Origin of the sequence: Pseudomonas sp. DG56-2 (assembly GCF_004803755.1) — a bacterium.
GTDB classification, from domain to species: Bacteria; Pseudomonadota; Gammaproteobacteria; order Pseudomonadales; family Pseudomonadaceae; genus Aquipseudomonas; species Aquipseudomonas auratipiscis.
Window position 1 is genome coordinate 1,045,139 of the sequence record NZ_CP032311.1, and the last position, 26,286, is coordinate 1,071,424.

Consider the following 26,286-nt stretch of genomic DNA (forward strand, 5'->3'; position numbering starts at 1 on the left):
TGTGGGGGTAAACGTGCTGGGTCAGGGCGGGCTCAGCATTCGAAGGCGTTCTTCAGCCATTGAAATGCTTGGCCCGAGTGGCCTCTGCCTTGCACGGCGATCACATCGAAACGGCAGGGGGAGTTGGCCCACTGGGTTTCCTTGTGCAGAAAAGACTCGGCGGCTAGCACCAGTTTGTCCTGCTTGCGCCCGTCGATACTGCCGAGCGCACCGCCAAAGTCCGCGTGCATCCGATAGCGAACTTCGACGAATACTACTGTATCGCTGTCGAGCATGACCAGATCAAGCTCGCCACGTTTGCATCGCCAGTTTTGCGCCAGCAGGCTCAGGCCTTGCCCTTGAAGGTACTCAAGGGCGTGTCGCTCGGCGGCCTGACCTGCTTGTTGGCGTGAATTGTGAGGCATCAGTGTGGGGTGTCGGGCAGGCGTTTGATTTGTCCGCCGGAAAACTCGGCCCATGGCAGCTGACGCTCGATGCGCTGGTTGGGGTTCATGCTCAGGCTGCCGGAAAGGCCCTCGATACGGTTATCCGGCAGTGCTTTGAGTTGGCCCAGGCGTGGCGCCAGGCTGTAGGCGTCGATGCCCATGGCGTACAGGCGGCCGAGGCTGCCGGCGGCTTGCGGCCACTGCGTGACGACCTGCTGGCGCAGGCTGTTGTTGGTATCGAGCAGCCAAGGGGTTTCGCAGAAGCGCACACCGTTCAGGTCGTTGTACTGGTTCACGTCACCGCTGGCGCTGTACAGATGCGAGGTGGCGTAGACCGGAACGTCACCGGCGTACTGGAAGTTCAGGGTCGGCTTGATTTGCTGGCCTTGCTGTGGGGTCGCGGCTAGGAACAGGAAGTCGATGTCCTGGCGGCGCGAAGGCTGGGCCGAAACATTGCCGCCAACAGTGCTCTGCAGGCTTTTTGCGCGGCCTTCGCTCTGGCGTAGTTGGAACAGATCTGCAATTTGCTGGGCAAGCTCCACAGGTTGACCGATATGCTCGGCAGCCAGCAGGGTGCCGCCGTTGGCCTCCCAATCTTGGCGGAATGCCTTGAGGACGCGGTCACCCCATTCGCCACGAGGTACCAGGGCAACAGCGCGAACCATGCCGTCGGCTCGAGCCCGGCGGGATACTTCGCGGGCTTCGTCTTCGGCGGCCAGGCCGAACTGGAACAACTGGGCCGGGCCGGTTTGGCCAGCTTCGCTGTAGTTCAAGGCAAGCGTGGTGATCGGCAACTGTGGGCGCGCCGCGAGTTGCTTGACCAGGTTTTTTTCCAGCGGGCCTACGACCAATTGGGCGCCGGCTGCCTGGGCCTGACGGTAGAAGTCATCCAGAGAGGTCAGGCGCGAGCTGTCGAATACCTCGATTGCTGGTGGCTTCTGTCCGGCTTGTTGAGCCTGGAAGTGCGCAGCCATGAAGCCATCACGCAGGGCACGGGCCACGCCGGCCAATTGGCCTTCTTGTGGCAGCAGCAGGGCGATCTTGGTCAGTGGCTGGCTAGCCAGCTCCTTGAGCTTGACCAGCGGCAGGGGCAATTGCACGGCGGCTGGGTGATCTGGGTTCTGTTTGCGCCAGTTGTCGATGGCTGCTTGCTGCTGCTCCAGCGTGCCGGCATTTTTTACTGCCAGGGCCAGGCTGGTCCAGCCGGCGAGCGTGCCGGTGCCAGTGCTGGCAGTCTGCAATTGATCGCTGGGCAGGGCGGCGACCAGATTCCAGATGGCGTCGTTGTTGGCGCTGGCTACATCACCGCTGAGCAGCGGTGCCAGGTCGACGCGTGCCTGGGCGGCGGCGAGGGTCTGGCCGTTGGCTTCCAGGACGCTGGCCTGCACGCTGCGGGTGCGTCGTTGTTGTTCGTCGGGCAACTCGCCCAGGCGTGCCAGACTTGGGTGGCTCAGGGCAGTCAGGGCAGCCTTGGGCTGGTTGCGGCTCATGGCCAGCTCAGCGCTCAGTGTGCTGGCGAAGATTTGCTGCGCTGGTTTGAGTTGATCAACCGGCACCTGCTCGAGGATTCGCGCGGCACGCACGTTGTCTTTTTGCCGGTACGCAAGGTCAGCGGCGCTCAGGCGCAGCAGGGCTGCCTCGTCCGGATTCTTGTTGGTGGCGGCCTGTTCAAGCAGTTGCTCGATGCTGGCGTCCGGGGTGCGTGGCAGTTCGCCGAGGCTCGACGAGGGCGAACTGGCGCAGGCTGCCAGCAGGGCGGCGAGGCAAAGGGCTGTGAGCAGCCGCAGGCAAGCGATCATGTAATGGTCCTGTTACTCGATCAAATTAACTGGCAATTGTACCCAAGCGTTGGCCGGGGCGCGATGTTGCTGGTGTTAATCCTTCAATATAGGTCGTCACGGGTGATGTGCAGGCCGCGCAGGTTACGCATTGTTGCCGTCAGTCGGGCTACAATGGCGCTTTGTTCAAGACGACAGGTGTGTGTTGTGACTGATGCTCCAGGGGCTTCCCTTTCCACTGCTGGCACGCTTTACGTGGTAGCCACGCCCATCGGCAACCTGGATGACATGAGTGCGCGAGCGCTGAAAATACTCGGTAGCGTCGCGTTGATTGCAGCCGAGGACACGCGTCACTCCATTCGATTGTTGCAACACTTTGGCATCAATACGCCGCTGGCGGCCTGCCATGAGCACAACGAGCGTGACGAGGGGAATCGCTTCCTGACTCGTTTGCTGGCTGGAGATAGCGTGGCATTGATCTCCGATGCCGGCACTCCGCTGATTTCTGATCCGGGTTATCACCTGGTGCGTCAGGCGCGTGCAGCGGGTATCGCGGTGGTGCCGGTACCTGGCGCCTGCGCACTGATTGCGGCGTTGTCGGCGGCGGGCCTGCCATCGGATCGCTTCATTTTCGAAGGTTTTTTGCCTGCCAAGGCAGTGGGGCGCCGGGCGCGTCTGACCCAGGTCAAGGAAGAGCCGCGCACCCTGATCTTTTACGAGGCGCCGCATCGTATCCTTGAGTGCCTGCAGGATATGGAGGAGGTATTTGGCGCCGAGCGTCCCGCCTTGCTCGCGCGTGAGTTGACCAAGACGTTCGAAACCCTCAAGGGCTTGCCGCTGGGTGAGCTGCGGGCCTTTGTCGAGGCAGACAGCAACCAGCAGCGCGGCGAGTGCGTGGTGCTGGTCGCCGGCTGGATCGCTGCGCAAGAGGAGCAGGCCGTCAGTAGTGAGGCGATGCGTGTGCTGGACCTGTTGTTGGCAGAGATGCCACTCAAGCGTGCGGCGGCCCTGGCGGCGGAAATCACTGGTGTGCGCAAGAACGTGCTGTATCAGGTGGCCCTGGAAAAACAAAAAGACAGTTGATGGCTTGATGCTACTATTTGTTTTATCGCTTGTTCTTGGGCGTCTCAGCCGTTAACCTTTGCGGCGGAGAGTCGATCGGACAGTCGCTGCCTTCTTTTGTTCCGCAAAAGAGGGGGGAGGAAAGTCCGGGCTCCATAGGGCGGAGTGCCAGGTAACACCTGGGGGGCGTGAGCCTACGGAAAGTGCCACAGAAAATAACCGCCTAAGCACTTCGGTGCCGGTAAGGGTGAAAAGGTGCGGTAAGAGCGCACCGCACGACTGGCAACAGTTCGTGGCTAGGTAAACCCCACTCGGAGCAAGACCAAATAGGGTTCCATATGGCGCGGCCCGCGTTGGAACCGGGTAGGTTGCTAAAGACGTCCAGTGATGGCCGTCGTAGAGGAATGACTGTCCTCGACAGAACCCGGCTTACAGATCGACTCTCCACCTCTTCCTCCCCTGCTTGAATCGATAGCAGATGTGTCTCAGTAATACCAAAAAAATCTTACTCTTAATAAATCACTTTAACTTTGCACGCTATGTGCCTAAGTGAATTTGATTTTCTCTGTCAGAAAACTCCCCATTTTGTACCTTCATCTTCTTGTAACGCGCTAAATCTCCGATCTGTAAGGGATTTCCTTGTAGGCGCGCCTTGACGGTGTGGTAGGCGGATTCCTATAGTGTGCGCAAGTGGCAGAAAGTGGCATGAAGTGGGTTTTCTGATCACAATAAAGCTAACAAGTGGGGAATCGCAGCCGTGTTTCGCGGAGCCAACGCCATCAACCTCGACGCTAAGGGCCGTCTCGCAATGCCGAGCCGGTACCGTGACGAGCTCGATTCGCGTAGTTCCGGGCAATTGATCGTGACCATCGACGCTGTTGATCCTTGCTTGTGTGTGTATCCCCTCGATGAGTGGGAGCTGATTGAAGCCAAGTTGCGCGCCTTGCCGTCATTGCGAGAAGAGAACCGTCGCCTGCAGCGTTTGCTGATCGGTAATGCGGTGGATCTGGAGCTTGATGGCAGTGGTCGTTTCCTGGTGCCTCCGCGTTTGCGCGAATACGCCAAGCTCGACAAGAAAGCGATGCTGGTGGGGCAACTGAACAAATTTCAACTGTGGGATGAGGATGCCTGGAACGCAGTTTCGGCAGCCGATCTTGCAGCTATTCAACAACCGGGCGCCATGCCTGAAGAACTGCGTGATTTGATCCTGTGACTATAGATAGCGGCTTTAACCACATCACCGTACTGCTTGACGAAGCCGTCGAGGCTCTCGCCGTACGCGCCGATGGCTGCTATCTGGATGGCACCTTTGGTCGTGGCGGGCATAGCCGGCTGATACTCAGCAAGCTCGGGCCGCAAGGAAGGTTGCTCGGTTTTGACAAAGATCCTCAAGCGATTGCCACCGGGCAAGCGCTGGCGGCCGAAGACGGCCGCTTTGTCATTGTGCAGCGTAGTTTTGCCGAGCTGGCTGATGAGGTCGCGCAGCGCGGTCTGGCCGGGAAGGTAAGCGGTGTACTGATGGACCTGGGCGTCTCCTCGCCTCAGCTTGATGATCCTGAGCGCGGTTTCAGCTTTCTCAATGACGGTCCGCTGGACATGCGTATGGATCCGAGCCGCGGCATCAGTGCCGCCGAGTTCATCGCGACCGCGCCGGTCGAGGAAATCGCCCGTGTATTCAAGGAATACGGCGAAGAGCGCTTTTCTGGGCGCATGGCTCGTGCGGTAGTGGAGCGTCGGGAGCTCCAGCCGTTTACGCGCACGGCTGACCTTGCCGAAGTGCTGAAAGTGGCCAACCCTGCCTGGGAAAAAGGTAAGAATCCTGCAACCCGTGCTTTCCAGGGGTTGCGCATCCATGTCAACAATGAATTGGGTGATCTTGAGACAGGCCTTGAAGCGGCGCTCGAGGCACTGGAAGTGGGTGGTCGCCTGGTGGTGATCAGCTTCCACTCCCTGGAAGACCGTATCGTCAAGCTGTTCATGCGCAAGCTGGTCAAGGGCGAGGCCGACAATCTGCCGCGCAACCTGCCCGTGCAGCACAAGCATTTCGAGCCTCGAATCAAAGTGCACGGCAAAGCGCAGTTTGCCTCCGAAGCCGAGCTCAAAGCCAACCCTCGTTCGCGCAGCGCTGTGATGCGCGTTGCCGAGAAGCTGCGGTGAGTCGCTTGTTCGCCAAGCCTTTGCCAGGCGGAAGCTTCCTGATGCTTCTGCTGTTTATTGCCGTGCTCGTTTCTTCGGTGGCGGTGTCGTACAGCGCGCACTGGAATCGTCAGTTACTCAACACGCTGTATGGCGAACTCAGCGAGCGAGACAAGGCTCAGGCTGAGTGGGGTCGGTTGATCCTTGAGCAAAGCACCTGGACGGCGCATAGCCGCATTGAAAACCTGGCTAGCGAACAGTTGCAGATGCGCATCCCGGCCGCCAACGAAGTGCGGATGGTGGCGCCATGATGAAGTTGGAAGGGGCACTCTACCCGTGGCGCTTTCGCGTAGTCATCGCATTGCTGGCAGTCATGGTCGGCGCGATTGCCTGGCGTATTATCGACCTGCAGGTCGTCGATCGTGACTTCCTCAAGGGGCAGGGCGACGCGCGCAGCCTGCGTCATATCCCGATTCCTGCGCACCGCGGTCTAATCACTGACCGCAATGGCGAACCGCTGGCGGTCAGTACTCCAGTCACCACCTTGTGGGCCAACCCCAAGGAAATGCAGGCGTCCAAAGAGCGTTGGCCAGCCCTGGCGGCCGCGCTCAAACAGAGCCCGCAACAGTTGGCCCAGCGGCTGGAGCAACAGGCCAATAAAGAGTTCATCTACCTGGTTCGGGGGCTGACGCCGGAGCAGGGCCAGTTGGTGCTTGATCTGAAAGTTCCTGGTGTCTATGGCATCGAGGAATTTCGTCGTTTCTACCCGGCTGGCGATGTCGCCGCACACATGGTCGGTTTTACCGACCTCGATGATCATGGCCGCGAAGGGGTCGAGTTGGCCTACGATGAGTGGCTGGCCGGCGTGCCCGGCAAGCGGCAAGTGATCAAGGACCGGCGCGGCCGGCTGATCAAAGACATTCAAGTTACCAAAAACGCCAAGGCCGGAAAGACCTTGGCGTTGTCCATCGACCTGCGCCTGCAGTACCTGGCCACCCGCGAACTGCGCAATGCAATTGCCGAGCAGGAAGCCAAGGCCGGCAGCCTGGTGATTCTGGATGTGAAGACGGGTGAAGTGCTGGCGATGGTCAACCAGCCCACCTACAACCCGAACAACCGCCGCAGCATGTTCCCGGCAGCCATGCGCAACCGGGCGATCATCGACGTGTTCGAGCCTGGCTCCACGGTAAAACCGTTGTCCATGAGTGCTGCGTTGCAGAGCGGACGCTGGAAGCCGACCGACAAGGTTGAAGTGTATCCAGGTACCTTGCAGCTCGGCCGCTACACCATTCGTGACGTATCGCGGAGCGAGGGCCCGATCCTCGACCTGACCGGCATTCTGATCAATTCCAGTAACGTCGGCATGAGCAAGATCGCCTTCGATATTGGTGGCGAATCGATCTATCGGGTGATGTCGCAGTTGGGGCTGGGCCAGTACACCGGCCTGGGCTTCCCGGGTGAGCGGGTCGGTAACTTGCCGAACCATCGTGAGTGGCGCAAAGCCGAAACCGCAACCTTGTCCTACGGCTACGGTCTGTCGGTGACGGCGCTGCAGTTGGTGCACGCCTACGCCGCACTGGCCAACGACGGCAAAATGGTGCCGTTGAGCATCCTCAAGGTCGACAAGACCCCGGAGTCCACGCAAGTGGTGCCGGTGGAAGTGGCCAAGACCATCCAGGGCATGGTCCAGCAGGTAATCGAAGCGCCGCGTGGCGTGTTCCGTGCCCAGGTGCCGTTCTATCACGTAGGGGGCAAGAGTGGTACGGCGCGTAAGGCCACCATCGGCTCCAAAGGCTACACCGAGAACTCCTATCGTTCGCTGTTCGCCGGCTTCGGGCCGATGAGCGATCCACGCTATGCCGTGGTCGTGGTCATCGACGAGCCCAGCAAGGGCGGTTACTTCGGTGGCCTGGTTTCGGCCCCGGTATTCAGCAAAGTCATGTCCGGCACGTTGCGCCTGATGAACATTCCGCCGGACAACCTGCCGGCGGCAATTCCACAGCAGCAGGTCGATGCTGCGCCCGCCAAGGGAGGGCGCGGTTAATGACGATGCCATTGAGCAAACTTTTCGCCCAGGCCAGTCGCGATCCATTGATTCGTGAGCTGACGCTGGACAGCCGTAACATTCGTCCAGGCGATCTGTTCCTGGCTGTGCCAGGCGCCCTGGTCGATGGTCGCGAGCATATTGCCGATGCGCTCAAGCGCGGTGCGGCAGCAGTGGCCTATGAAGCTGAAAACGCCACGGTGCTGCCGATCACTGATGCGCCGCTGATTCCGGTCAAGGGCCTGATTGCCCAGTTGTCGGATATCGCTGGGCGTTTTTATGGCGAGCCGAGCCGTCAGCTCAATCTGGTGGGTGTCACCGGTACCAACGGCAAGACCAGCGTTACCCAACTGGTAGCTCAGGCACTGGACGCCCTGGGTCAGCGCTGCGGCCTGATCGGCACGCTGGGTACCGGTTTTTACGGCGAGCTGCAAAGCGGCCGATTGACCACCCCGGATCCGATTGCCGTGCAGGCGACTCTTAACGATCTGAAGAAAGCTGGGGCGAAAGCCGTTGCGATGGAGGTTTCCTCCCACGCCCTGGAGCAAGGTCGGGTTGCGGCCCTGGCATTCGATATTGCGGTGATGACCAACCTGTCTCGCGATCACCTCGATTACCATGGCAGCATGCAGGCTTATGAAAATGCCAAGGCGCGTTTGTTCGCCTGGCCTGACCTGCGTTGCCGAGTGGTCAACCTGGATGATGATTTTGGTCGTCGCCTGGCCCGTGAACACGTCGGATCGCGACTGATCAGCTACAGCTTGAAAGATAGCGCCGCTTCGTTGTACTGCCGCGAAGCGCATTTCGACGATGACGGTGTACGTGCGGTCATTGTCACCGCGCAGGGTGAGCGCACGCTGCGCAGCCGTCTGCTTGGTCGCTTTAACCTGAGTAACATGCTGGCAGCGGTTGGAACCTTGCTGGCGCTCGATTATGCGTTGGATGAAATCCTCCAGGTCACTCCCAAGTTGGAGGGGCCGATTGGCCGCATGCAGCGCCTGGGTGGTGGTAGCAAGCCGCTGGTAGTGGTTGACTATGCGCATACCCCGGATGCCCTGGAGCAGGTACTTCAAGCCCTGCGTCCACACGTCAAAGGCCAATTGCTCTGCCTGTTCGGTTGCGGTGGCGACCGTGATCGCGGCAAGCGTCCGTTGATGGCTGAGGTTGCCGAACGTCTGGCTGATCGTGTGCTGGTGACCGACGACAACCCTCGTAGCGAAGATCCGCAGCAGATTTTTACCGACATTCGTCCTGGCTTTGCCAAGGCTGAAACCGTCGAGTTCGTTGCCGGTCGTGGCGCAGCCATTGCTCAATTCATTGCCAGCGCCGGCGTTGACGATGTCATCGTCCTGGCCGGCAAAGGACATGAGGACTATCAGGAAATCAACGGCCAGCGTCACGACTTTTCCGACCTGGTCGAGGCCGAGAAGGCGCTCGCCGCATGGGGGGCAGCCAATGCTTAAGCCCTTGACCCTCAGCCAACTGACCACGTCCCTGCAGGGCCGTCTGGTCAGTGCCGATGCGACCTTTACCGGCGTCAGCATCGACAGTCGCGCAATCGTTGCCGGGCAACTGTTCGTTGCGCTGGCAGGACCGCGCTTTGACGGTCATGACTATCTTAATGAAGTGCAGGCCAAGGGCGCCGTTGCTGCTCTGGTCGAGCGTGAAGTGCCCGGCAGCAGTCTGCCGCAATTGCTGGTTGCCGACTGCCGTCTGGCCCTGGGTCAATTGGGCGCACTGAACCGTAGTGCATTCGACAAACCTGTCGCCGCGATTACCGGCTCCAGTGGCAAGACCACGGTCAAAGAAATGCTCGCCAGCATTCTGCGCACCCGCGGTCCGGTCCTGGCCACCCGTGGCAACCTCAACAATGACCTCGGCGCCCCGTTGACGCTGCTCGAAATTGCCGCGGAACATACGGCGGCAGTGATTGAGTTGGGCGCTTCGCGTATTGGCGAGATCGCCTACACCGTGGGCTTGACCAAGCCGCAGGTAGCCCTGATCAACAACGCCGGAACCGCTCATGTGGGCGAGTTCGGTGGTCCGGAGAAAATTGTCGAAGCCAAGGGAGAAATCCTCGAAGGTCTGGGCCAGGATGGCGTGGCGGTATTGAACCTTGATGACAAGGCGTTCGGCATCTGGAAGCAACGCACCGGGAATCGTCGCGTACTGTCCTTCGCCTTGAACAACGCCAGCGCGGATTTTCATGCCGCGAATCTCGCTCAGGATGAACGCGGTTGCCCGTCTTTCGATCTGCATAGCCCACTAGGCGTGGCACGCGTTCAGCTCAATCTGTTGGGAACCCACAACGTTGCCAACGCACTGGCTGCCGCCGCCGCCGCGCATGCCTTTGGTCTGACGCTGAACGGTATCGTCCAGGGCTTGAACAATGTGCAGCCGGTCAAGGGCCGCACTGTGGTGCAGATGGCTGCCAACGGCGTACGCGTGATCGATGACACCTATAACGCAAACCCCACCTCTATGTGCGCTGCCGTTGATATACTCGCCGGCTTTTCCGGCCGCACCGTTCTGGTGCTCGGGGATATCGGCGAATTAGGCCAATGGGCTGAGGAAGGGCATCGGCAGGTAGGCGAGTACGCCAAAGACAAGGTTTCGGCACTCTATGCGGTGGGCCTGAACATGGCTCATGCAGTAGCAGCGTTCGGCACCGATGCCCGACATTTCGCTACTCAAGCTGACCTGATCGACGCAGTTCGCGCCGAACAGGCCACTAATACCACTATTTTGATCAAGGGTTCGCGCAGCGCTGCGATGGAGAACGTCGTGGTGGCTTTGTGCGGTTCCAGCGGGGAGAAACATTAATGCTGCTACTGCTGGCTGAGTATCTGCAACAGTTCTACAAAGGCTTCGCGGTCTTTCAGTACCTGTCCTTGCGCGGGATCCTGGGTGTACTGACCGCGTTGTCGCTGGCCCTATGGTTGGGCCCTTGGATGATTCGTACCCTGCAGATTCGCCAGATCGGTCAAGCGGTTCGTAACGACGGTCCGCAATCCCACCTGTCCAAGTCCGGCACCCCGACCATGGGCGGTGCGCTGATTCTCTCGGCCATCGGCATCAGCACCTTGCTGTGGGCCGATCTGACCAACCGTTATGTCTGGGTCGTGCTGATTGTCACCCTGTTGTTCGGTGCGATTGGCTGGGTCGACGATTACCGCAAGGTCATCGAGAAAAACTCGCGCGGCCTACCGAGCCGCTGGAAGTATTTCTGGCAGTCGGTGTTTGGCCTGGGTGCAGCGATCTTTCTTTATACGACGGCTCCAAGCAGTGTCGAAACCACACTGATCGTGCCGATGCTCAAAGATGTCACCATCCCGCTGGGTATCGGCTTCGTGGTGCTGACGTATTTCGTAATTGTAGGTTCGAGCAATGCGGTGAACCTTACCGATGGCCTCGATGGCCTGGCAATCATGCCAACGGTCATGGTTGGCGGCGCCCTGGGGATCTTCTGCTACCTGTCAGGTAACGTGAAATTCGCTGAATACCTGTTGATTCCCTATGTGCCGGGTGCGGGTGAGCTGATTGTCTTCTGCGGCGCGCTGATCGGTGCCGGCCTGGGCTTTCTGTGGTTCAACACCTACCCCGCGCAGGTGTTCATGGGCGACGTAGGTGCTTTGGCACTGGGCGCGGCGCTGGGCACTATCGCCGTCATCGTGCGTCAGGAAATCGTGCTGTTCATCATGGGCGGTGTGTTCGTCATGGAAACCCTTTCGGTGGTGATCCAGGTGGCCTCCTTCAAGTTGACCGGCAAGCGTGTGTTTCGCATGGCCCCGATCCATCACCACTTTGAACTCAAGGGTTGGCCCGAGCCTCGGGTGATCGTCCGTTTCTGGATTATCACCGTGATTCTGGTGCTGATCGGCCTTGCCACCCTGAAACTGAGGTAGAAACGCGTGTCACTGATCGCTTCTGACCACTTCCGCATCGTTGTCGGCCTCGGCAAGAGCGGCATGTCCCTGGTTCGCTTCCTGGCGAACCGGGGCATTGCCTTTGCGGTCGCCGACACCCGTGAGCAACCACCGGAACTGGAAACCCTGCGCCGGGATTACCCGCAGGTGGAAGTACGCTGCGGTGAACTGGATGTAGACTTTCTCTGCCGCGCCGACGAGCTCTATGTCAGCCCAGGCCTGGCCCTGGCTACCCCGGCGCTGCAGCAAGCGGCTGCCCGTGGCGTGAAGCTGTCCGGCGACATTGAACTGTTTGCGCGCAACGCCAAGGCGCCGATCATCGCGATCAGCGGTTCCAATGCCAAAAGCACGGTGACGACCCTGGTTGGCGAAATGGCGGTTGCCGCGGGCAAACGTGTGGCGGTCGGTGGCAACCTGGGTACCCCAGCGCTGGACCTGCTCAGCGACGACGTCGAGTTGTACGTGATGGAGCTGTCGAGTTTCCAGCTGGAAACCACCGATCAACTCAACGCTGAAGTCGCCACGGTGCTCAATGTCAGCGAAGACCACATGGACCGCTACAGCGGTCTGCCGGCCTACCATCTGGCCAAACACCGGATTTTTCGTGGCGCCCGGCAAGTAGTGGTCAACCGCCAGGATGCCCTGAGCCGTCCGCTACTGACCGAAGGCCAACCTTGCTGGACCTTTGGTTTGAATACGCCTGATTTCAAGGCGTTCGGCCTGCGTGAAGAGAACGGCGAGAAATACCTGGCATTCGAGTTCCAGAACCTGATGCCGGTGCGTGAACTGAAGATTCGCGGTGCACATAACCAGTCCAATGCCCTGGCGGCACTGGCCCTGGGTCATGCCGTGGGCTTGCCGTTCGATGCCATGCTGGCGAGCCTGCGCAGCTTCGCCGGCCTTGCTCATCGCTGCCAATGGCTGCGGGAGCGCCAAGGCGTGAGCTGGTACGACGACTCCAAAGCCACCAACGTCGGTGCCGCGCTGGCAGCCATTGAAGGTCTGGGCGCAGATATCGACGGCAAGCTGGTGCTGGTTGCCGGCGGCGACGGCAAAGGCGCCGACTTCAGTGCGCTTCGAGCGCCTGTAGCCGCTCACTGCCGTGCCGTGGTGCTGCTCGGGCGTGACGCCGAACTGCTGGCCCAGGCGCTGGGTGACGACGTGCCGCTGATCCGAGTCAAGACGCTGGATGAAGCTGTGCAACGATCGGCCGAACTGGCTCAACCGGGTGATGCTGTGCTGCTTTCGCCGGCATGCGCCAGCCTCGACATGTTCAAGAACTTCGAAGAGCGTGGGCGCCTGTTCGCCCAGGCCGTAGGAGGGCTGGCATGATCTTCGGCATGATCAAGCCCTATCCGTCACCGCTGATCAGCGGTCGTGGTATCGATCTCGATTTCGCCATGCTCGCCGGTTGCCTGGCGCTGCTTGGCCTTGGCCTGGTGATGATCACCTCCGCTTCTTCGGAAGTGGCTGCTGCGCAGTCGGGCAACCCGCTTTATCACATGTTCCGCCACCTTGTTTACGTGGCCATCGGAGTTTTCGCCTGCATCGTTACCATGATGGTGCCGATTGCCACCTGGCAGAAGATGGGCTTCACCATGCTGGTCGGCGCTTTCGCACTGCTGGTGCTGGTATTGGTGCCTGGCATTGGTCGAGAAGTGAACGGTTCGATGCGCTGGATCGGTTTCAGTTTCTTCAACGTACAGCCGTCGGAAATCGCCAAGGTCTTTGTGGTGATCTACCTGGCCGGTTACCTGGTACGCCGTCAAACCGAGGTGCGCGAAAGCTGGATGGGCTTCTTCAAGCCGTTCATCGTGTTGCTACCAATGGCGGGCCTGCTGCTGATGGAGCCGGACTTCGGCGCCACCGTGGTGATGATGGGCGCGGCTGCGGCGATGCTGTTCCTCGGCGGTGTCGGATTGTTCCGTTTCAGCTTGATGGTGGTGCTGGCGGTGGGGGCAGTGTTTGTCCTGGTCCAGGCCCAGCCTTACCGGATGGCACGTTTGATCACCTTTACCGACCCCTGGTCCGACCAGTTCGGTTCGGGCTATCAGTTGACCCAGGCGTTGATCGCTTTTGGCCGTGGCGAATGGCTTGGCGTCGGTCTTGGTAACAGCGTGCAGAAGCAGTTCTACCTGCCTGAAGCACACACAGACTTTGTGTTTTCGGTGCTGGCTGAAGAGCTGGGCGTCGTTGGTTCGCTGGTTACCGTTGCGCTGTTTGTATTCGTAACCGTGCGCGCTTTGTACATCGGGCTGTGGGCTGAAAAAGCCAAGCAGTACTTCGCTGCCTATATGGCCTTTGGCTTGGCGTTCCTGTGGATTGGTCAGTTCTTGATCAACATCGGCGTGAACGTTGGTTTGCTGCCGACCAAGGGGCTGACCTTGCCGTTCCTCAGTTATGGCGGTAGCTCGTTGGTGATCTGTTGCGCCTGTGTTGGGCTGTTACTGCGGATCGAGTGGGAGAGTCGAACCCACCTGGGCAGTGAAGAGCACGAATTTGATGAAAGTGACTTTGCCGAGGAGCCGAATCATGGCCGCTGACGGCAAAAATATTCTGATCATGGCGGGAGGCACTGGGGGCCATGTGTTCCCGGCCCTGGCTTGCGCCCGCGAATTTCAAGCGCGCGGTTATACCGTGCATTGGCTCGGTACTCCCCGTGGTATCGAGAACGAGTTGGTTCCTCAGGCAGGGTTGCAACTGCACCTGATCCAGGTCACCGGCCTGCGTGGCAAGGGCAAGTTGTCCTTGCTCAAGGCGCCGTTCACCCTGGTCAAGGCGGTGCTGCAGGCCCGACGCATCATTCGTCAGCTCAGGCCGGTGTGCGTGATCGGTTTTGGCGGCTATGTGACCGGCCCTGGCGGCGTCGCCGCCCGGCTGTGCGGCGTGCCTGTCGTGGTTCACGAGCAGAATGCCCGTGCCGGTACCGCCAATCGGTTGCTGGTGCCGTTGGCCGGCCGAGTCTGCGAAGCTTTTCCTGGAACCTTTGCTGCTTCGGAAAAATTGCGTACCACCGGCAATCCGGTGCGTAGCGAACTGTTCATGGAAACCGCACGCGAACCTTTGGGTGCGCGGCGGCCACGCTTGCTGGTGCTGGGTGGAAGCCTTGGCGCCGAACCGCTGAACAAACTGTTGCCCCAAGCCCTGGCCCAGGTGCCCGCGGACATTCGTCCCGAGGTGTTCCACCAGGCTGGCAAGCAACACGACCAGATTACCGCCGAGCGTTATCGCGAGGCCGGAGTCGAGGCTCAAGTAGAGCCGTTTATCAAGGACATGGCCAAGGCTTACGCCTGGGCCGATCTGGTGGTCTGCCGCGCAGGCGCGCTGACCGTCAGTGAGCTGGCTGCGGCCGGCTTGCCCTCGATGCTGGTGCCATTGCCCCACGCCATCGACGATCACCAGACCCACAACGCCCATTATCTGGCCCGTGAAGGCGCTGCCTTCCTGATGCCACAAGCGACAACTGGCGCAGCGCAACTCGCTGAACGCCTGAACGAGGTGCTGATGCAACCGGAAAAACTCTCCACCATGGCCGCCACTGCCCGGCGCCTGGCAAAACCTGCGGCCACCCGCACCGTGGTTGATATCTGTCTGGAGGTGGCCCATGGTTGAAGCGCAAAAAGCCATGCCTCACCCAGAAATGCGCCGTATTCGTCGCATCCACTTCGTCGGTATCGGCGGCGTGGGTATGTGCGGTATCGCGGAAGTATTGCTGAACCTGGGTTACCAGGTATCGGGTTCGGACCTCAAGACCTCGGCGGTCACCGAGCGCCTGGAGTCCTTTGGTGCCCAGATTTTCATCGGCCACCGCGCCGAGAACGCTGCCAGTGCCGATGTACTGGTCGTTTCCAGTGCCATCAATCCGGCCAACCCGGAAGTCGCCACTGCACTTGAACGGCGTATCCCGGTCGTACCGCGTGCCGAAATGCTGGCCGAGCTGATGCGTTACCGTCACGGCATCGCCGTCGCCGGTACCCACGGCAAGACCACCACTACCAGCCTGCTGGCTTCGGTATTTGCCGCTGGCGGCCTGGACCCGACATTTGTTATCGGTGGTCGCCTGAATGCAGCGGGTACCAATGCCCAGCTCGGCACCAGCCGTTATCTGATTGCCGAAGCCGACGAGAGCGATGCCAGCTTCCTGCACCTGCAGCCGCTGGTGGCCGTGGTTACCAACATCGACGCCGATCACATGGCGACCTATGAAGGTGACTTCAACAAGCTCAAGAAAACATTTGTCGAGTTTCTCCACAACCTGCCGTTCTACGGTCTGGCAGTGATGTGCCTGGACGATTCGGTGGTGCGCGAAATTCTGCCGCTGGTCAAGCGCCCGGCAGTTACCTACGGCTTCAGCGAAGAAGCCGACGTGCGTGCCATCAATGTGCGTCAGTCGGGCATGCAGACCCACTTCACCGTGCTGCGCCGTGACCGCGAGCCGTTGGATGTGTCGGTCAACATGCCGGGCAACCACAATGTGCTCAACGCCCTGGCGACCATCGCCATTGCCACTGACGAAGGCATCAGTGATGAGGCCATTGTTCAAGGGCTGTCCGGGTTCCAAGGGGTAGGGCGACGCTTCCAGGTCTACGGCGATCTGCCGGTGGACGGTGGCAGCGTGATGCTGGTCGATGACTACGGTCACCACCCGACCGAAGTTGCCGCAGTGATCAAGGCTGTACGCGGTGGCTGGCCGGAGCGGCGCCTGGTGATGGTTTACCAGCCGCACCGTTTCAGCCGTACCCGAGACCTGTATGACGATTTCGTCCAGGTTCTGGCTGATGCCAACGTGTTGCTGCTGATGGAAGTCTACCCGGCCGGCGAAGAGCCGATTCCCGGTGCCGACAGCCGTCAGTTGTGCCATAGCATCCGTCAGCGCGGCCAGCTCGACCCTATCTATATCGAGCGTGGCGTCGAGTTGGCGCCGCTGGTCAAGCCGCTGCTGCGTGCGGGCGACATCCTGCTGTGCCAAGGCGCCGGTGATATCGGTGGCCTGGCTCCGCAACTTCTTAAAAGTCCGTTGTTCGCTGGTGCTGTTGCCAGTCAGGGGAAGTCGAAATGACTGCTAACGCATACGACAAACTGCATTCGACCCTCGCGGTGAAAGACTTCGGTCGCGTGGCTGTTCTTTATGGTGGCAAGAGCGCCGAGCGTGAGGTTTCGCTCAAGTCCGGCGCCGCCGTGATCGAAGCGCTGACCAGCGCTGGCGTCGATGTAGTTGCCATTGATGTCGGTGACGACCTGCTCAGCCGTCTGCAGAACGAAAAGATCGATCGCGCCTTCATCATTCTTCACGGCCGAGGCGGTGAAGACGGCAGCATGCAGGGCTTGCTCGAGTGCCTGGGTATTCCCTACACCGGTAGCGGAATCCTCGCTTCGGCATTGGCGATGGACAAACTGCGCACCAAGCAGGTTTGGCAGAGCCTGGGTATTCCCACCCCACGCCATGCAGTACTGAGCAGCGAAGCTGACTGTATTTCTGCGGGCACGGAACTGGGCTTCCCTTTGATCGTCAAACCGGCCCATGAAGGTTCCAGTATCGGTATGGCGAAAGTGACCAGCGTCGAGACATTGATCGCCGCTTGGAAAGACGCCGCCACCTACGACTCGCAAGTGTTGGTTGAACAATGGATTCAAGGTCCGGAGTTCACGATCGCGACCCTGCGTGGGCAGGTATTGCCGCCCATCGCGTTGGGTACGCCACACACCTTTTACGACTACGACGCCAAGTACCTGGCTTCCGATACCCAGTACCGGATTCCTTGTGGCCTGAGCGCGGAAAAGGAACAAGAACTGATCGACCTGACCGCCCGCGCCTGTGATGCCGTTGGTATTGCTGGCTGGGGACGGCTGGACGTCATGCAGGACGAGCAGGGGCGTTTCTGGCTGCTCGAAGTGAACACCGCACCAGGCATGACAGATCACAGCCTGGTCCCCATGGCGGCACGTGCGGCCGGTCTGGACTTCCAGCAATTGGTGCTGGCGATCCTGGCGGCCAGCGTAGAGGCGCGAGGTTAAGCCCATGCAAGGCGCGATGTTACGTCATCAGCAACCCGCCACCGGCCGCAGCAAGCCGGTGCCGCGTGGTGCCAGCCGGATGGTGGCCAAGGAGCCACTGTCGGCGCGCCTGCCAAAGGCCAATTTCAGCATCTTCAAGCGGCTGCTGTGGCCGGTATTGCTGGTCGCCGCAGGTTTCGGTGCTTATGAGGGTGCGCAGCGCCTGATGCCGTATGCCGACCGGCCGATCACCAAGATCGCCGTGCAGGGGGACCTCAGCTACATCAGTCAGCAGGCTGTGCAACAGCGAATCGCCCCGTATGTGGCGGCGAGCTTTTTCACTGTCGACCTGACCAGCATGCGTGCAGAGCTGGAAAAGATGCCCTGGATCGCCCATGCCGAGGTACGCCGGGTGTGGCCCGACGAGGTGGTGATTCGCCTGGAAGAACAGTTGCCGGTAGCGCGTTGGGGTGAAGAGGCCTTGCTCAATAACCAGGGCCAGGCCTTCACGCCGCGCGAACTTGCCAACTATGAGCACCTGCCGCAGCTGGTCGGGCCGCAGCGGGCGCAGCAACAAGTGATGCAGCAATATCAGGTACTGAGCCAGATGTTGCGGCCGATGGGCTTTTCGATTGCCCGGCTGGAAGTGCGCGAACGCGGCAGTTGGTTCCTGACCACTGGCGCCGGTAGCGCCGGACCCGGGGTCGAACTGCTGTTGGGGCGCGATCATCTGGTAGAAAAAATGCGCCGTTTCATTGCCATTTACGACAAGACACTAAAAGAACAGATCACGAACATCGCCCGCATCGATCTGCGTTATGCCAATGGCCTTGCTGTTGGCTGGCGGGAACCGATTGCACCGACGACGGCCCAACCCGCCGTTGCGAAGAATTAGAGAGAGGCAGGACCATGGCAAATGCGCATAGCGGCAAAATGATCGTCGGGCTGGATATCGGCACCTCCAAGGTGGTGGCGCTGGTAGGCGAAGTCGCGGCTGACGGCACCCTGGAAATCGTTGGTATCGGTACCCATCCTTCGCGTGGTCTGAAGAAGGGCGTGGTCGTCAATATCGAGTCGACCGTGCAGTCGATCCAGCGGGCAGTGGAAGAAGCCCAACTGATGGCGGGCTGCCGAATTCACTCGGCGTTCGTTGGTGTTGCCGGTAACCACATCCGCAGCCTGAACTCTCACGGCATCGTTGCAATCCGCGACCGTGAAGTCAGTTCGGCCGACCTTGAGCGTGTCCTTGACGCCGCCCAGGCCGTGGCCATTCCTGCCGATCAGCGAGTTCTGCACACCCTGCCGCAGGACTACGTGATCGACAACCAGGAAGGCGTGCGCGAGCCGCTGGGGATGTCGGGTGTGCGCTTGGAAGCCAAGGTCCACGTCGTCACCTGTGCCGTTAATGCCGCGCAGAACATTGAAAAGTGTGTGCGCCGCTGTGGCCTGGAAATCGACGACATCATTCTCGAACAACTGGCTTCGGCCTATTCGGTGCTGACCGATGACGAGAAAGAACTGGGCGTGTGCCTGGTGGATATCGGTGGCGGTACCACTGACATCGCCATCTTCACCGAAGGCGCGATTCGTCACACCGCTGTGATCCCGATTGCCGGCGACCAGGTGACCAACGACATCGCAATGGCGCTGCGTACGCCAACCCAGTACGCCGAAGAGATCAAAATCCGTTATGCCTGCGCGCTGGCCAAGCTGGCCGGTGCCGGTGAAACCATCAAGGTGCCGAGCGTCGGTGACCGTCCGCCGCGCGAGCTTTCGCGCCAGGCGCTGGCCGAAGTGGTCGAGCCGCGTTACGACGAGCTTTTCACCCTGATCCAGGCCGAACTGCGTCGTAGCGGCTACGAAGACCTGGTGCCTGCGGGCATCGTTCTGACCGGCGGCACCGCGAAGATGGAAGGTGCGGTGGAACTGGCCGAAGAAATTTTCCACATGCCGGTGCGCCTGGGCGTGCCGCATAGCGTTCGGGGTCTGAGCGACGTGGTGCGCAACCCGATTTATTCCACTGGTGTGGGCCTACTGACCTACGGCCTGCAAAAGCAGTCCGACGGCGTGAGCCTTACCGGTACCAGCAGCAACAACTATGGCGATGAACCAAAGGCACCAGCGTTGGAACGTTTTACACGCTGGGTCAAAGGCAACTTTTAAAGTTTCAAAGCAGTAGTAGTAGGCGCAAAAACTAGAGAACTGTAAGGAGAGGGAAAATGTTCGAGCTCGTAGACAACGTCCCGCAAAGCCCGGTCATCAAAGTGATCGGTGTCGGTGGCGGCGGTGGCAACGCCGTCAATCACATGGTCAAGAGCAGCATCGAAGGCGTTGAGTTCATCTGCGCCAACACTGATGCTCAAGCGCTGAAAAACATCGGCGCGCGCACCATTTTGCAACTGGGTACTGGTGTCACCAAGGGACTTGGTGCTGGTGCTAATCCGGAAGTCGGTCGTCAGGCCGCGCTGGAAGACCGTGAGCGCATCGCCGAAGTACTGCAGGGCACCAACATGGTGTTCATCACCACTGGCATGGGCGGCGGTACCGGTACCGGTGCTGCGCCGATCATCGCCGAAGTGGCCAAGGAACTGGGTATTCTCACCGTTGCGGTGGTGACCCGTCCGTTCCCGTTCGAAGGCCGCAAGCGCATGCAGATTGCCGATGAAGGCATCCGTGCACTGGCAGACAGCGTTGACTCGCTGATCACCATTCCGAACGAGAAGCTGCTGACCATCCTGGGCAAGGACGCAAGCCTGCTGTCCGCTTTTGCCAAGGCTGACGACGTACTGGCGGGTGCCGTTCGCGGTATCTCCGACATCATCAAGCGCCCAGGCATGATCAACGTCGACTTCGCTGACGTCCGTACCGTGATGAGCGAAATGGGCATGGCGATGATGGGCACTGGCTGCGCCAGCGGTCCTAACCGTGCGCGTGAAGCGACGGAAGCGGCCATCCGCAACCCGCTGCTCGAAGACGTCAACCTGCAGGGCGCTCGCGGCATCCTGGTCAACATCACTGCAGGTCCTGACCTGTCGTTGGGTGAATACTCGGACGTTGGTAGCATCATCGAAGCCTTCGCTTCCGATCACGCCATGGTCAAGGTCGGTACCGTTATCGATCCGGACATGCGCGATGAGCTGCACGTAACCGTGGTCGCCACGGGGCTGGGTGCGAAAATCGAGAAGCCGGTCAAGGTCATCGACAATACCCTGCAAACCGCTGCCATGCAGACTGCTGCTCCGGCGCCGGTTCGTCAGGAACAATCGTCGGTCAACTACCGTGACCTGGAGCGCCCGACCGTGATGCGCAACCAGGCGCATGCCGGTGCAGCCGCTGCTGCCAAGCTCAATCCGCAAGACGATCTGGATTACCTGGATATTCCAGCTTTCCTGCGTCGTCAGGCTGATTAATGAAATTTATCAGGGGTATAAGGGTGATTGGTATTCAGCAAAGGCCGGGTCTGGTATTATCCTCAGCCTTTGTTGATACCAGTTCGCAATTTGCGCTGAAGCGGCCAATGCCATGATTAAACAACGCACCCTGAAGAATATTATCCGTGCCACAGGTGTCGGCCTGCACTCTGGGGAAAAGGTTTACCTGACCCTCAAACCTGCTCCTGTGGATACCGGCATCGTATTTCGCCGTGCCGATCTCGACCCCGTGGTGGAAATTCCTGCCCGCGCGGCGAATGTCGGCGAGACCACAATGTCCACGACATTGGTAAACGGTGATACCAAGGTAGACACGGTTGAGCACTTGCTCTCGGCCATGGCTGGCCTGGGCATCGATAACGCCTACGTCGAGCTCTCCGCGTCCGAAGTGCCGATTATGGACGGTAGCGCTGGACCCTTTGTATTCCTGATTCAATCTGCCGGCCTGGAAGAACAGGACGCAGCCAAGAAATTCATTCGTATCCTGCGCGAAGTAACAGTGGAAGACGGCGACAAACGCGCCACTTTCCTGCCATTCGACGGATTCAAAGTGAGTTTCGAGATCGATTTCGATCACCCGGTGTTCCGTAACAGAACTCAAAGTGCCAGCGTGGACTTTTCCAGCACCTCATTCGTGAAGGAAGTCAGTCGCGCCCGGACCTTCGGGTTCATGAGCGATATCGAGTACCTGCGCAAGCACAACCTCGCGCTCGGCGGCAGTGTGGAAAATGCCATCGTGGTCGACAAGGACGGCGTGCTCAATGAAGACGGCCTTCGTTATGAAGACGAATTCGTCAAGCACAAGATCCTCGACGCCATCGGCGACCTCTACCTGCTGGGCAACAGCCTGATCGGCGAGTTCAAGGGCTACAAGTCCGGACACGCGCTGAACAACCAGCTGCTGCGCAAGCTGATCGAGGAAACAGATGCCTGGGAAGTGGTGACCTTCGAAGATGCCAGTACGGCACCGATCTCTTACATGCGTCCAGTTGCGGCAGTGTAAGTTCGAACACTCTCTCTAGTGAATCAGGCCACCTTCGGGTGGCCTTTTTTTTTATCTTCATGGCATTCCGGGAACTACACCCGCTGGTTAGGTTGGTAGGGGTTCGAGGCTGCGTGCTTATCCATTCAATGCGCACCGCGGGTGATTACCAAATGGGGCTCGAGTGTCGATGGGCATATCCATTTGATGCAGTGGCACCACTGGCTGGTTTCGCCTTTACGGCGACCCACTTTTGTCGGGGCAAAAGTGGGCAAAACCCCCTGTCCCTGCATCCGGCCCTACGCTGCGCTCCGGGTTCCCTCATTCCACCCTTGCTCCCGCGGGGACCGCGCCGAAGGGCCGTCCTGGCCCTGCGGCACTCGCCGGCCATCCATGGCCGTCGCCCCACTACGCAAGGGTTCCATTCGGCCTACTGAAGGGACGATTTGTGGCGTCTGCACGATTTGTGTAGGTAGAAGCACAGCAGCGGCAACGGCAACGGCAACGGCAACAGCGAGGTGCTGGTGTGCAGCTTTTGCTTTTGATCTGGCTCTTCGTACATCGCCAGCCCAGACACCCTGGATCGTCCCTTCAGTAGGCTGAGTGTAGGTATTGCGTAGTCGGGCGCAGGCCATGGATGGCCTGCGAGCACCGTAGGGCCAGGACGGCCCTTCGGTGCGGTCCCGACGGGAGCAATGCCGGAGCGAAGGGACCCGGAGCGCAGCGCAGGGCCGGATGCAGGGACACACGGTTTTGGTTCCTTTTGCCAAGACAAAAGGGACCCGCCGTAAGGGCGGAAGGGGCCAACAGCGGCGCCGCATTGAATGGATAAGCTCGCAGCCTCAAAGCCCAGCCCCAAGATCATACTCCCCGGGGTTTCGTGAAGAACCTTTTTTACTATTGCGGGTCATCCTGCTCCTGCGCCGTGCCTCAGGCGTCCTTGTCCCGCGCATGGCTGGCCAGGCGCTCCAGGGCTGCGCGCAGCTTTGGATCACTGATGCCGTCAGCGGTGGCTTGAATGCTTTCGGCGGCGCGCGTGGAAAGATCGGCCGTGTGCGTAGCTGCCCGGCTCTGGGTGGTCGGCGGCTGAACCTTGAACACTATCCGCGTCAGGCTAGCGAATACATCGAGCGTCTGTAACTGGCGTTGCAAGCGCTTTTGCTGGTAGCGCAAGCGAGTGGCCCAATGGCCATCGGTAACGATCAGCAGCAGCGTACCTTCGCGCCATGAAGCGATATGGCAATGTTCGCGCGCAGCGGGCTGCAGCTGGCTGTCTAGCAGTTGCTGCAAGTGCGCCAGGCGCTGGGCCTGGTTGAACAAGGCTTTGAGTGGCCGGGCTTCGCGTAGTAAAGCGGCGGGCGCGCGGGCCGGCAGGGGACGAAAAGCCATGAAGGGACACCTGAAGTTACAGTACCGGCATCTTATCAGATCCCCCGTCTTGCGCCTCGACCGGGTGCCTGCGACAAAACTTCATGTGGCTGATGGGTTGAAGTTGTGAAAAAAGGCCTTATTGTAAAAAAGCCCCGTCAAAGCGCTGTGCCAGCATTGTGGAAATCCGCCACTTTCCTCACCGTCGTTTCCGGGTAGAATGCTCGTTCGCATGCGGCCATAAGGGCTGCACGGGCGACTCACGGGGCCGCCCTCCATCCCTATGTGTGGAAGATCCTGTCGATATGTTTGCGCCTTTGTTAAAAAAACTTTTTGGAAGCAAGAACGAGCGTGAGGTCAAGCGCCTGCTCAAGGCGGTGCAGTCCGTCAATGCCTTCGAAGAGAAGATGGTGGCCCTCTCCGATGAACAACTGCGTGGAAAAACCGCAGAGTTCAAAGAGCGCCTGGCCAAAGGCGAGACCCTGGACCAATTGCTGCCAGAGGCCTTCGCTGTCGCGCGTGAGGCCGGCAAGCGGGTCATGGGCATGCGCCACTTCGATGTCCAGCTGATCGGCGGCATGGCTTTGCACGAAGGCACTATCGCAGAAATGCGTACCGGTGAAGGCAAGACCTTGGTCGCAACCCTGGGCGTATACCTCAACGCATTGTCCGGCAAGGGCGTGCACGTGGTTACGGTCAACGACTACCTGGCACGCCGTGACGCCAACTGGATGCGCCCACTGTATGAATTCCTCGGTCTGACTGTTGGCGTCGTCACGCCGTTCCAGCCGCCGGAAGAGAAGCGCGCTGCCTATGCTGCCGATATCACTTACGGCACCAACAACGAATTCGGTTTCGACTACCTGCGCGACAACATGGCGTTCAGCATGGAAGAGAAATTCCAGCGCGAGCTGAATTTCGCCGTGATCGACGAAGTCGACTCCATCCTGATCGACGAAGCGCGGACCCCGCTGATCATCTCCGGCCAGGCCGAAGACAGCTCCAAGATGTACGTCGAAATCAACAAGCTGATCCCGCGCCTCAAGCAGCACATCGAGGAAGTCGAGGGCGAAGTTACCCAGGAAGGCCATTACAAGATCGATGAGAAGAGCCGTCAGGTTGAACTCAACGAAGCGGGCCACCAGTTCATCGAAGAGATGCTCGCTCAAGTCGGTCTACTGGCCGAAGGCGAGAGCCTCTACTCGGCGCACAACCTGGGCCTGTTGACGCATGTCTATGCCGGCCTGCGCGCACACAAGTTGTTCCATCGCAACGTCGAGTACATCGTCCAGGACGGCCAGATCCTGCTGATCGACGAGCACACCGGTCGTACCATGCCGGGTCGTCGCTTGTCCGAAGGCCTGCACCAGGCGATCGAAGCGAAGGAAAACCTGAACATTCAGGCGGAAAGCCAGACCCTGGCTTCGACCACCTTCCAGAACTACTTCCGTCTCTACAACAAGTTGTCCGGTATGACCGGTACAGCTGATACCGAGGCCTTCGAGTTCGCCCAGATCTACAACCTCAACGTGATGGTCATTCCGCCGAACAAGCCGTTGGCGCGTAAGGACTACAACGACCTGGTGTACCTGACTGCGGAAGAGAAGTACGCCGCAATCATTGCCGACATCAAGGAAAGCATGGCCCAGGGGCGCCCGGTGCTGGTAGGTACTGCTACCATCGAAACTTCCGAGCACATGTCCAACCTGCTCCAGAAGGAAGGCATCGATCACAAGGTACTGAACGCCAAGTACCACGAGAAAGAAGCCGAGATCATCGCCCAGGCCGGTCGCCCGGGTGCACTGACTATCGCGACCAACATGGCTGGTCGTGGTACCGACATCCTCCTGGGCGGTAACTGGGAAGTGGAAGTCGCAGCAATGGAGAACCCGACGCCGGAGCAGATCGCACAGGTCAAGGCCGACTGGCAGAAGCGTCACCAGCAGGTGATCGAGTCGGGTGGCCTACATGTGATCGCTTCCGAGCGTCACGAGTCCCGTCGTATCGACAACCAACTGCGTGGTCGTGCCGGCCGTCAGGGTGACCCGGGTTCCAGCCGTTTCTACCTGTCGCTGGAAGACAGCCTGATGCGCATCTTCGCTTCTGATCGGGTGAAGAACTTCATGAAGGCCCTGGGCATGCAATCGGGCGAGGCCATCGAGCATCGCATGGTTACCAATGCCATCGAAAAAGCCCAACGCAAGGTCGAGGGCCGCAACTTCGACATTCGTAAGCAACTGCTTGAATTCGACGACGTGGCCAACGAGCAACGTAAAGTTATCTACCACATGCGTAACAGCCTGCTGGCAGCTGACAATATCGGTGACACCATCGCTGACTTCCGTCAGGAAGTGCTCGACGCTACCGTTGCCCAGCACATCCCGCCGCAATCGCTGCCAGAGCAGTGGGACGTGGCAGGCCTGGAAGCGGCGTTGGCCAGCGATTTCGGGGTGAAGCTACCGATCCAGCAATGGCTCGACGAAGACGATCACCTGTACGAAGAAACCCTGCGCGAGAAGCTCATGAACGAGCTGATGGCGGCGTACAACGAGAAGGAAGAGCAGGCAAGCGCCGAAGCCTTGCGTACCTTCGAGAAGCAGATTCTGTTGCGTGTCCTGGACGACCTGTGGAAAGACCACCTGTCGACCATGGATCACCTGCGTCACGGTATTCACCTGCGTGGTTATGCGCAGAAGAACCCGAAGCAGGAGTACAAGCGCGAGTCGTTCAACCTGTTCCAGGAACTGCTCGAGTCGATCAAGCGCGACACTATCCGCGTGCTCTCGCACGTTCAGGTACGCCGCGAAGATCCCGCCGAAGAAGAAGCTCGCCTGCGTCGCGAGGCAGAAGAACTGGCCGCGCGCATGCAGTTCCAGCACGCTGCAGCCCCTGGCCTGGAGCAAGCCGAGGAGCAGGAGGAGGGCGCTGAAGTCGCCGTCGCCGCGGCTCCGGTGCGTAACGATCAGAAGTTGGGTCGCAACGAGCTGTGCTGGTGTGGTTCGGGCAAGAAGTTCAAGCACTGCCACGGCCAGATCAACTAAAGTCTTCTACCCGGCAGTCTGCTGATTCACGAACACTACGCCGCGACTGGTACCTTGCCGTCGCGGCGTTGTTCCATCTCAAGCACCGGCATCTGGCCC

21 protein-coding genes and 1 other RNA gene are annotated in these 26,286 nt (G+C 59.8%); 19 read left to right on the forward strand and 3 right to left on the reverse strand.

The genetic code is table 11. The features are described from left to right. Window positions 1-32 precede the first annotated feature (32 nt). Window positions 33-404, reverse strand: coding sequence for a YraN family protein (locus tag D3Z90_RS04950; RefSeq protein ID WP_136474677.1), 372 nt, complete (start codon window positions 402-404; stop codon window positions 33-35). After that, entirely contained in the window at window positions 404-2,224 is a 1,821-nt protein-coding gene (locus D3Z90_RS04955) for a penicillin-binding protein activator (protein ID WP_136474678.1), read from the reverse strand. The genes D3Z90_RS04950 and D3Z90_RS04955 overlap by 1 nt, the downstream gene beginning before the upstream one ends. A 153-nt stretch (window positions 2,225-2,377) precedes the next feature. Between D3Z90_RS04955 and rsmI the strand changes: the two genes are divergently transcribed. The 18 genes from rsmI to lpxC all read left to right on the forward strand — a co-directional run bounded on the left by rsmI (window position 2,378) and on the right by lpxC (window position 21,799). After that, window positions 2,378-3,286: a 16S rRNA (cytidine(1402)-2'-O)-methyltransferase gene (rsmI, locus tag D3Z90_RS04960; protein ID WP_136474679.1), complete on the forward strand. Its 909-nt coding sequence runs from the start codon at window positions 2,378-2,380 to the stop codon at window positions 3,284-3,286. Between the two features lie 67 nt (window positions 3,287-3,353). After that, an RNA gene (rnpB, locus tag D3Z90_RS04965) (RNase P RNA component class A) lies at window positions 3,354-3,713 on the forward strand. A 309-nt stretch (window positions 3,714-4,022) separates the two neighbouring features. After that, window positions 4,023-4,478, forward strand: a complete 456-nt coding sequence (mraZ, locus tag D3Z90_RS04970; RefSeq protein ID WP_136474680.1) for a division/cell wall cluster transcriptional repressor MraZ — start codon at window positions 4,023-4,025, stop codon at window positions 4,476-4,478. Beyond that, entirely contained in the window at window positions 4,475-5,422 is a 948-nt protein-coding gene (gene rsmH / locus D3Z90_RS04975; protein ID WP_136474681.1) for a 16S rRNA (cytosine(1402)-N(4))-methyltransferase RsmH, read from the forward strand. The genes mraZ and rsmH overlap by 4 nt, the downstream gene beginning before the upstream one ends. Continuing rightward, on the forward strand, window positions 5,419-5,712 hold the full coding sequence (gene ftsL, locus D3Z90_RS04980; RefSeq protein WP_136474682.1) for a cell division protein FtsL: 294 nt from the start codon (window positions 5,419-5,421) through the stop codon (window positions 5,710-5,712). The genes rsmH and ftsL overlap by 4 nt, the downstream gene beginning before the upstream one ends. Continuing rightward, window positions 5,712-7,445, forward strand: a complete 1,734-nt coding sequence (locus tag D3Z90_RS04985; protein WP_168198508.1) for a penicillin-binding protein 2 — start codon at window positions 5,712-5,714, stop codon at window positions 7,443-7,445. Before ftsL ends, D3Z90_RS04985 begins: the two co-directional genes overlap by 1 nt. Beyond that, window positions 7,445-8,908 carry a UDP-N-acetylmuramoyl-L-alanyl-D-glutamate--2,6-diaminopimelate ligase gene (locus D3Z90_RS04990; RefSeq protein WP_136474684.1) on the forward strand — a complete coding sequence of 488 codons (1,464 nt, stop codon included), beginning with the start codon at window positions 7,445-7,447 and terminating at the stop codon, window positions 8,906-8,908. Before D3Z90_RS04985 ends, D3Z90_RS04990 begins: the two co-directional genes overlap by 1 nt. Beyond that, a complete protein-coding gene (gene murF / locus D3Z90_RS04995) occupies window positions 8,901-10,268 on the forward strand; it encodes a UDP-N-acetylmuramoyl-tripeptide--D-alanyl-D-alanine ligase (RefSeq protein ID WP_136474685.1) in 1,368 nt (455 codons plus the stop codon). The genes D3Z90_RS04990 and murF overlap by 8 nt, the downstream gene beginning before the upstream one ends. Continuing rightward, window positions 10,268-11,350, forward strand: coding sequence for a phospho-N-acetylmuramoyl-pentapeptide-transferase (gene mraY, locus D3Z90_RS05000; protein WP_136474686.1), 1,083 nt, complete (start codon window positions 10,268-10,270; stop codon window positions 11,348-11,350). The genes murF and mraY overlap by 1 nt, the downstream gene beginning before the upstream one ends. Before the next feature lie 6 nt (window positions 11,351-11,356). Further along, complete coding sequence (murD, locus tag D3Z90_RS05005) at window positions 11,357-12,703, forward strand: UDP-N-acetylmuramoyl-L-alanine--D-glutamate ligase (protein ID WP_136474687.1); 1,347 nt, start codon at window positions 11,357-11,359, stop codon at window positions 12,701-12,703. Further along, window positions 12,700-13,914: a putative lipid II flippase FtsW gene (gene ftsW, locus D3Z90_RS05010; protein ID WP_136474688.1), complete on the forward strand. Its 1,215-nt coding sequence runs from the start codon at window positions 12,700-12,702 to the stop codon at window positions 13,912-13,914. The genes murD and ftsW overlap by 4 nt, the downstream gene beginning before the upstream one ends. Beyond that, complete coding sequence (gene murG / locus D3Z90_RS05015) at window positions 13,904-14,983, forward strand: undecaprenyldiphospho-muramoylpentapeptide beta-N-acetylglucosaminyltransferase (protein ID WP_136474689.1); 1,080 nt, start codon at window positions 13,904-13,906, stop codon at window positions 14,981-14,983. The genes ftsW and murG overlap by 11 nt, the downstream gene beginning before the upstream one ends. Then, a complete protein-coding gene (gene murC / locus D3Z90_RS05020) occupies window positions 14,976-16,430 on the forward strand; it encodes a UDP-N-acetylmuramate--L-alanine ligase (protein WP_136474690.1) in 1,455 nt (484 codons plus the stop codon). The genes murG and murC overlap by 8 nt, the downstream gene beginning before the upstream one ends. Continuing rightward, entirely contained in the window at window positions 16,427-17,386 is a 960-nt protein-coding gene (locus tag D3Z90_RS05025; RefSeq protein ID WP_136474691.1) for a D-alanine--D-alanine ligase, read from the forward strand. Before murC ends, D3Z90_RS05025 begins: the two co-directional genes overlap by 4 nt. Before the next feature lie 4 nt (window positions 17,387-17,390). Then, complete coding sequence (locus D3Z90_RS05030; RefSeq protein WP_136474692.1) at window positions 17,391-18,260, forward strand: cell division protein FtsQ/DivIB; 870 nt, start codon at window positions 17,391-17,393, stop codon at window positions 18,258-18,260. 14 nt (window positions 18,261-18,274) lie between these two features. Then, window positions 18,275-19,528 carry a cell division protein FtsA gene (gene ftsA / locus D3Z90_RS05035; RefSeq protein WP_136474693.1) on the forward strand — a complete coding sequence of 418 codons (1,254 nt, stop codon included), beginning with the start codon at window positions 18,275-18,277 and terminating at the stop codon, window positions 19,526-19,528. Window positions 19,529-19,584: 56 nt separating this feature from the next. Further along, window positions 19,585-20,775 carry a cell division protein FtsZ gene (ftsZ, locus tag D3Z90_RS05040; protein WP_136474694.1) on the forward strand — a complete coding sequence of 397 codons (1,191 nt, stop codon included), beginning with the start codon at window positions 19,585-19,587 and terminating at the stop codon, window positions 20,773-20,775. 112 nt (window positions 20,776-20,887) lie between these two features. After that, window positions 20,888-21,799, forward strand: coding sequence for a UDP-3-O-acyl-N-acetylglucosamine deacetylase (gene lpxC / locus D3Z90_RS05045; protein ID WP_028943297.1), 912 nt, complete (start codon window positions 20,888-20,890; stop codon window positions 21,797-21,799). A gap of 909 nt (window positions 21,800-22,708) precedes the next feature. Here lpxC and D3Z90_RS05050 read toward each other — a convergent pair. Further along, window positions 22,709-23,167, reverse strand: a complete 459-nt coding sequence (locus D3Z90_RS05050; protein WP_136474695.1) for a DciA family protein — start codon at window positions 23,165-23,167, stop codon at window positions 22,709-22,711. Window positions 23,168-23,451: 284 nt separating this feature from the next. Here D3Z90_RS05050 and secA point away from each other — a divergent pair, with 284 nt between their 5' ends. Next, window positions 23,452-26,187, forward strand: coding sequence for a preprotein translocase subunit SecA (gene secA, locus D3Z90_RS05055; RefSeq protein ID WP_136474696.1), 2,736 nt, complete (start codon window positions 23,452-23,454; stop codon window positions 26,185-26,187). The last annotated feature ends 99 nt before the right edge of the window (window positions 26,188-26,286 follow it).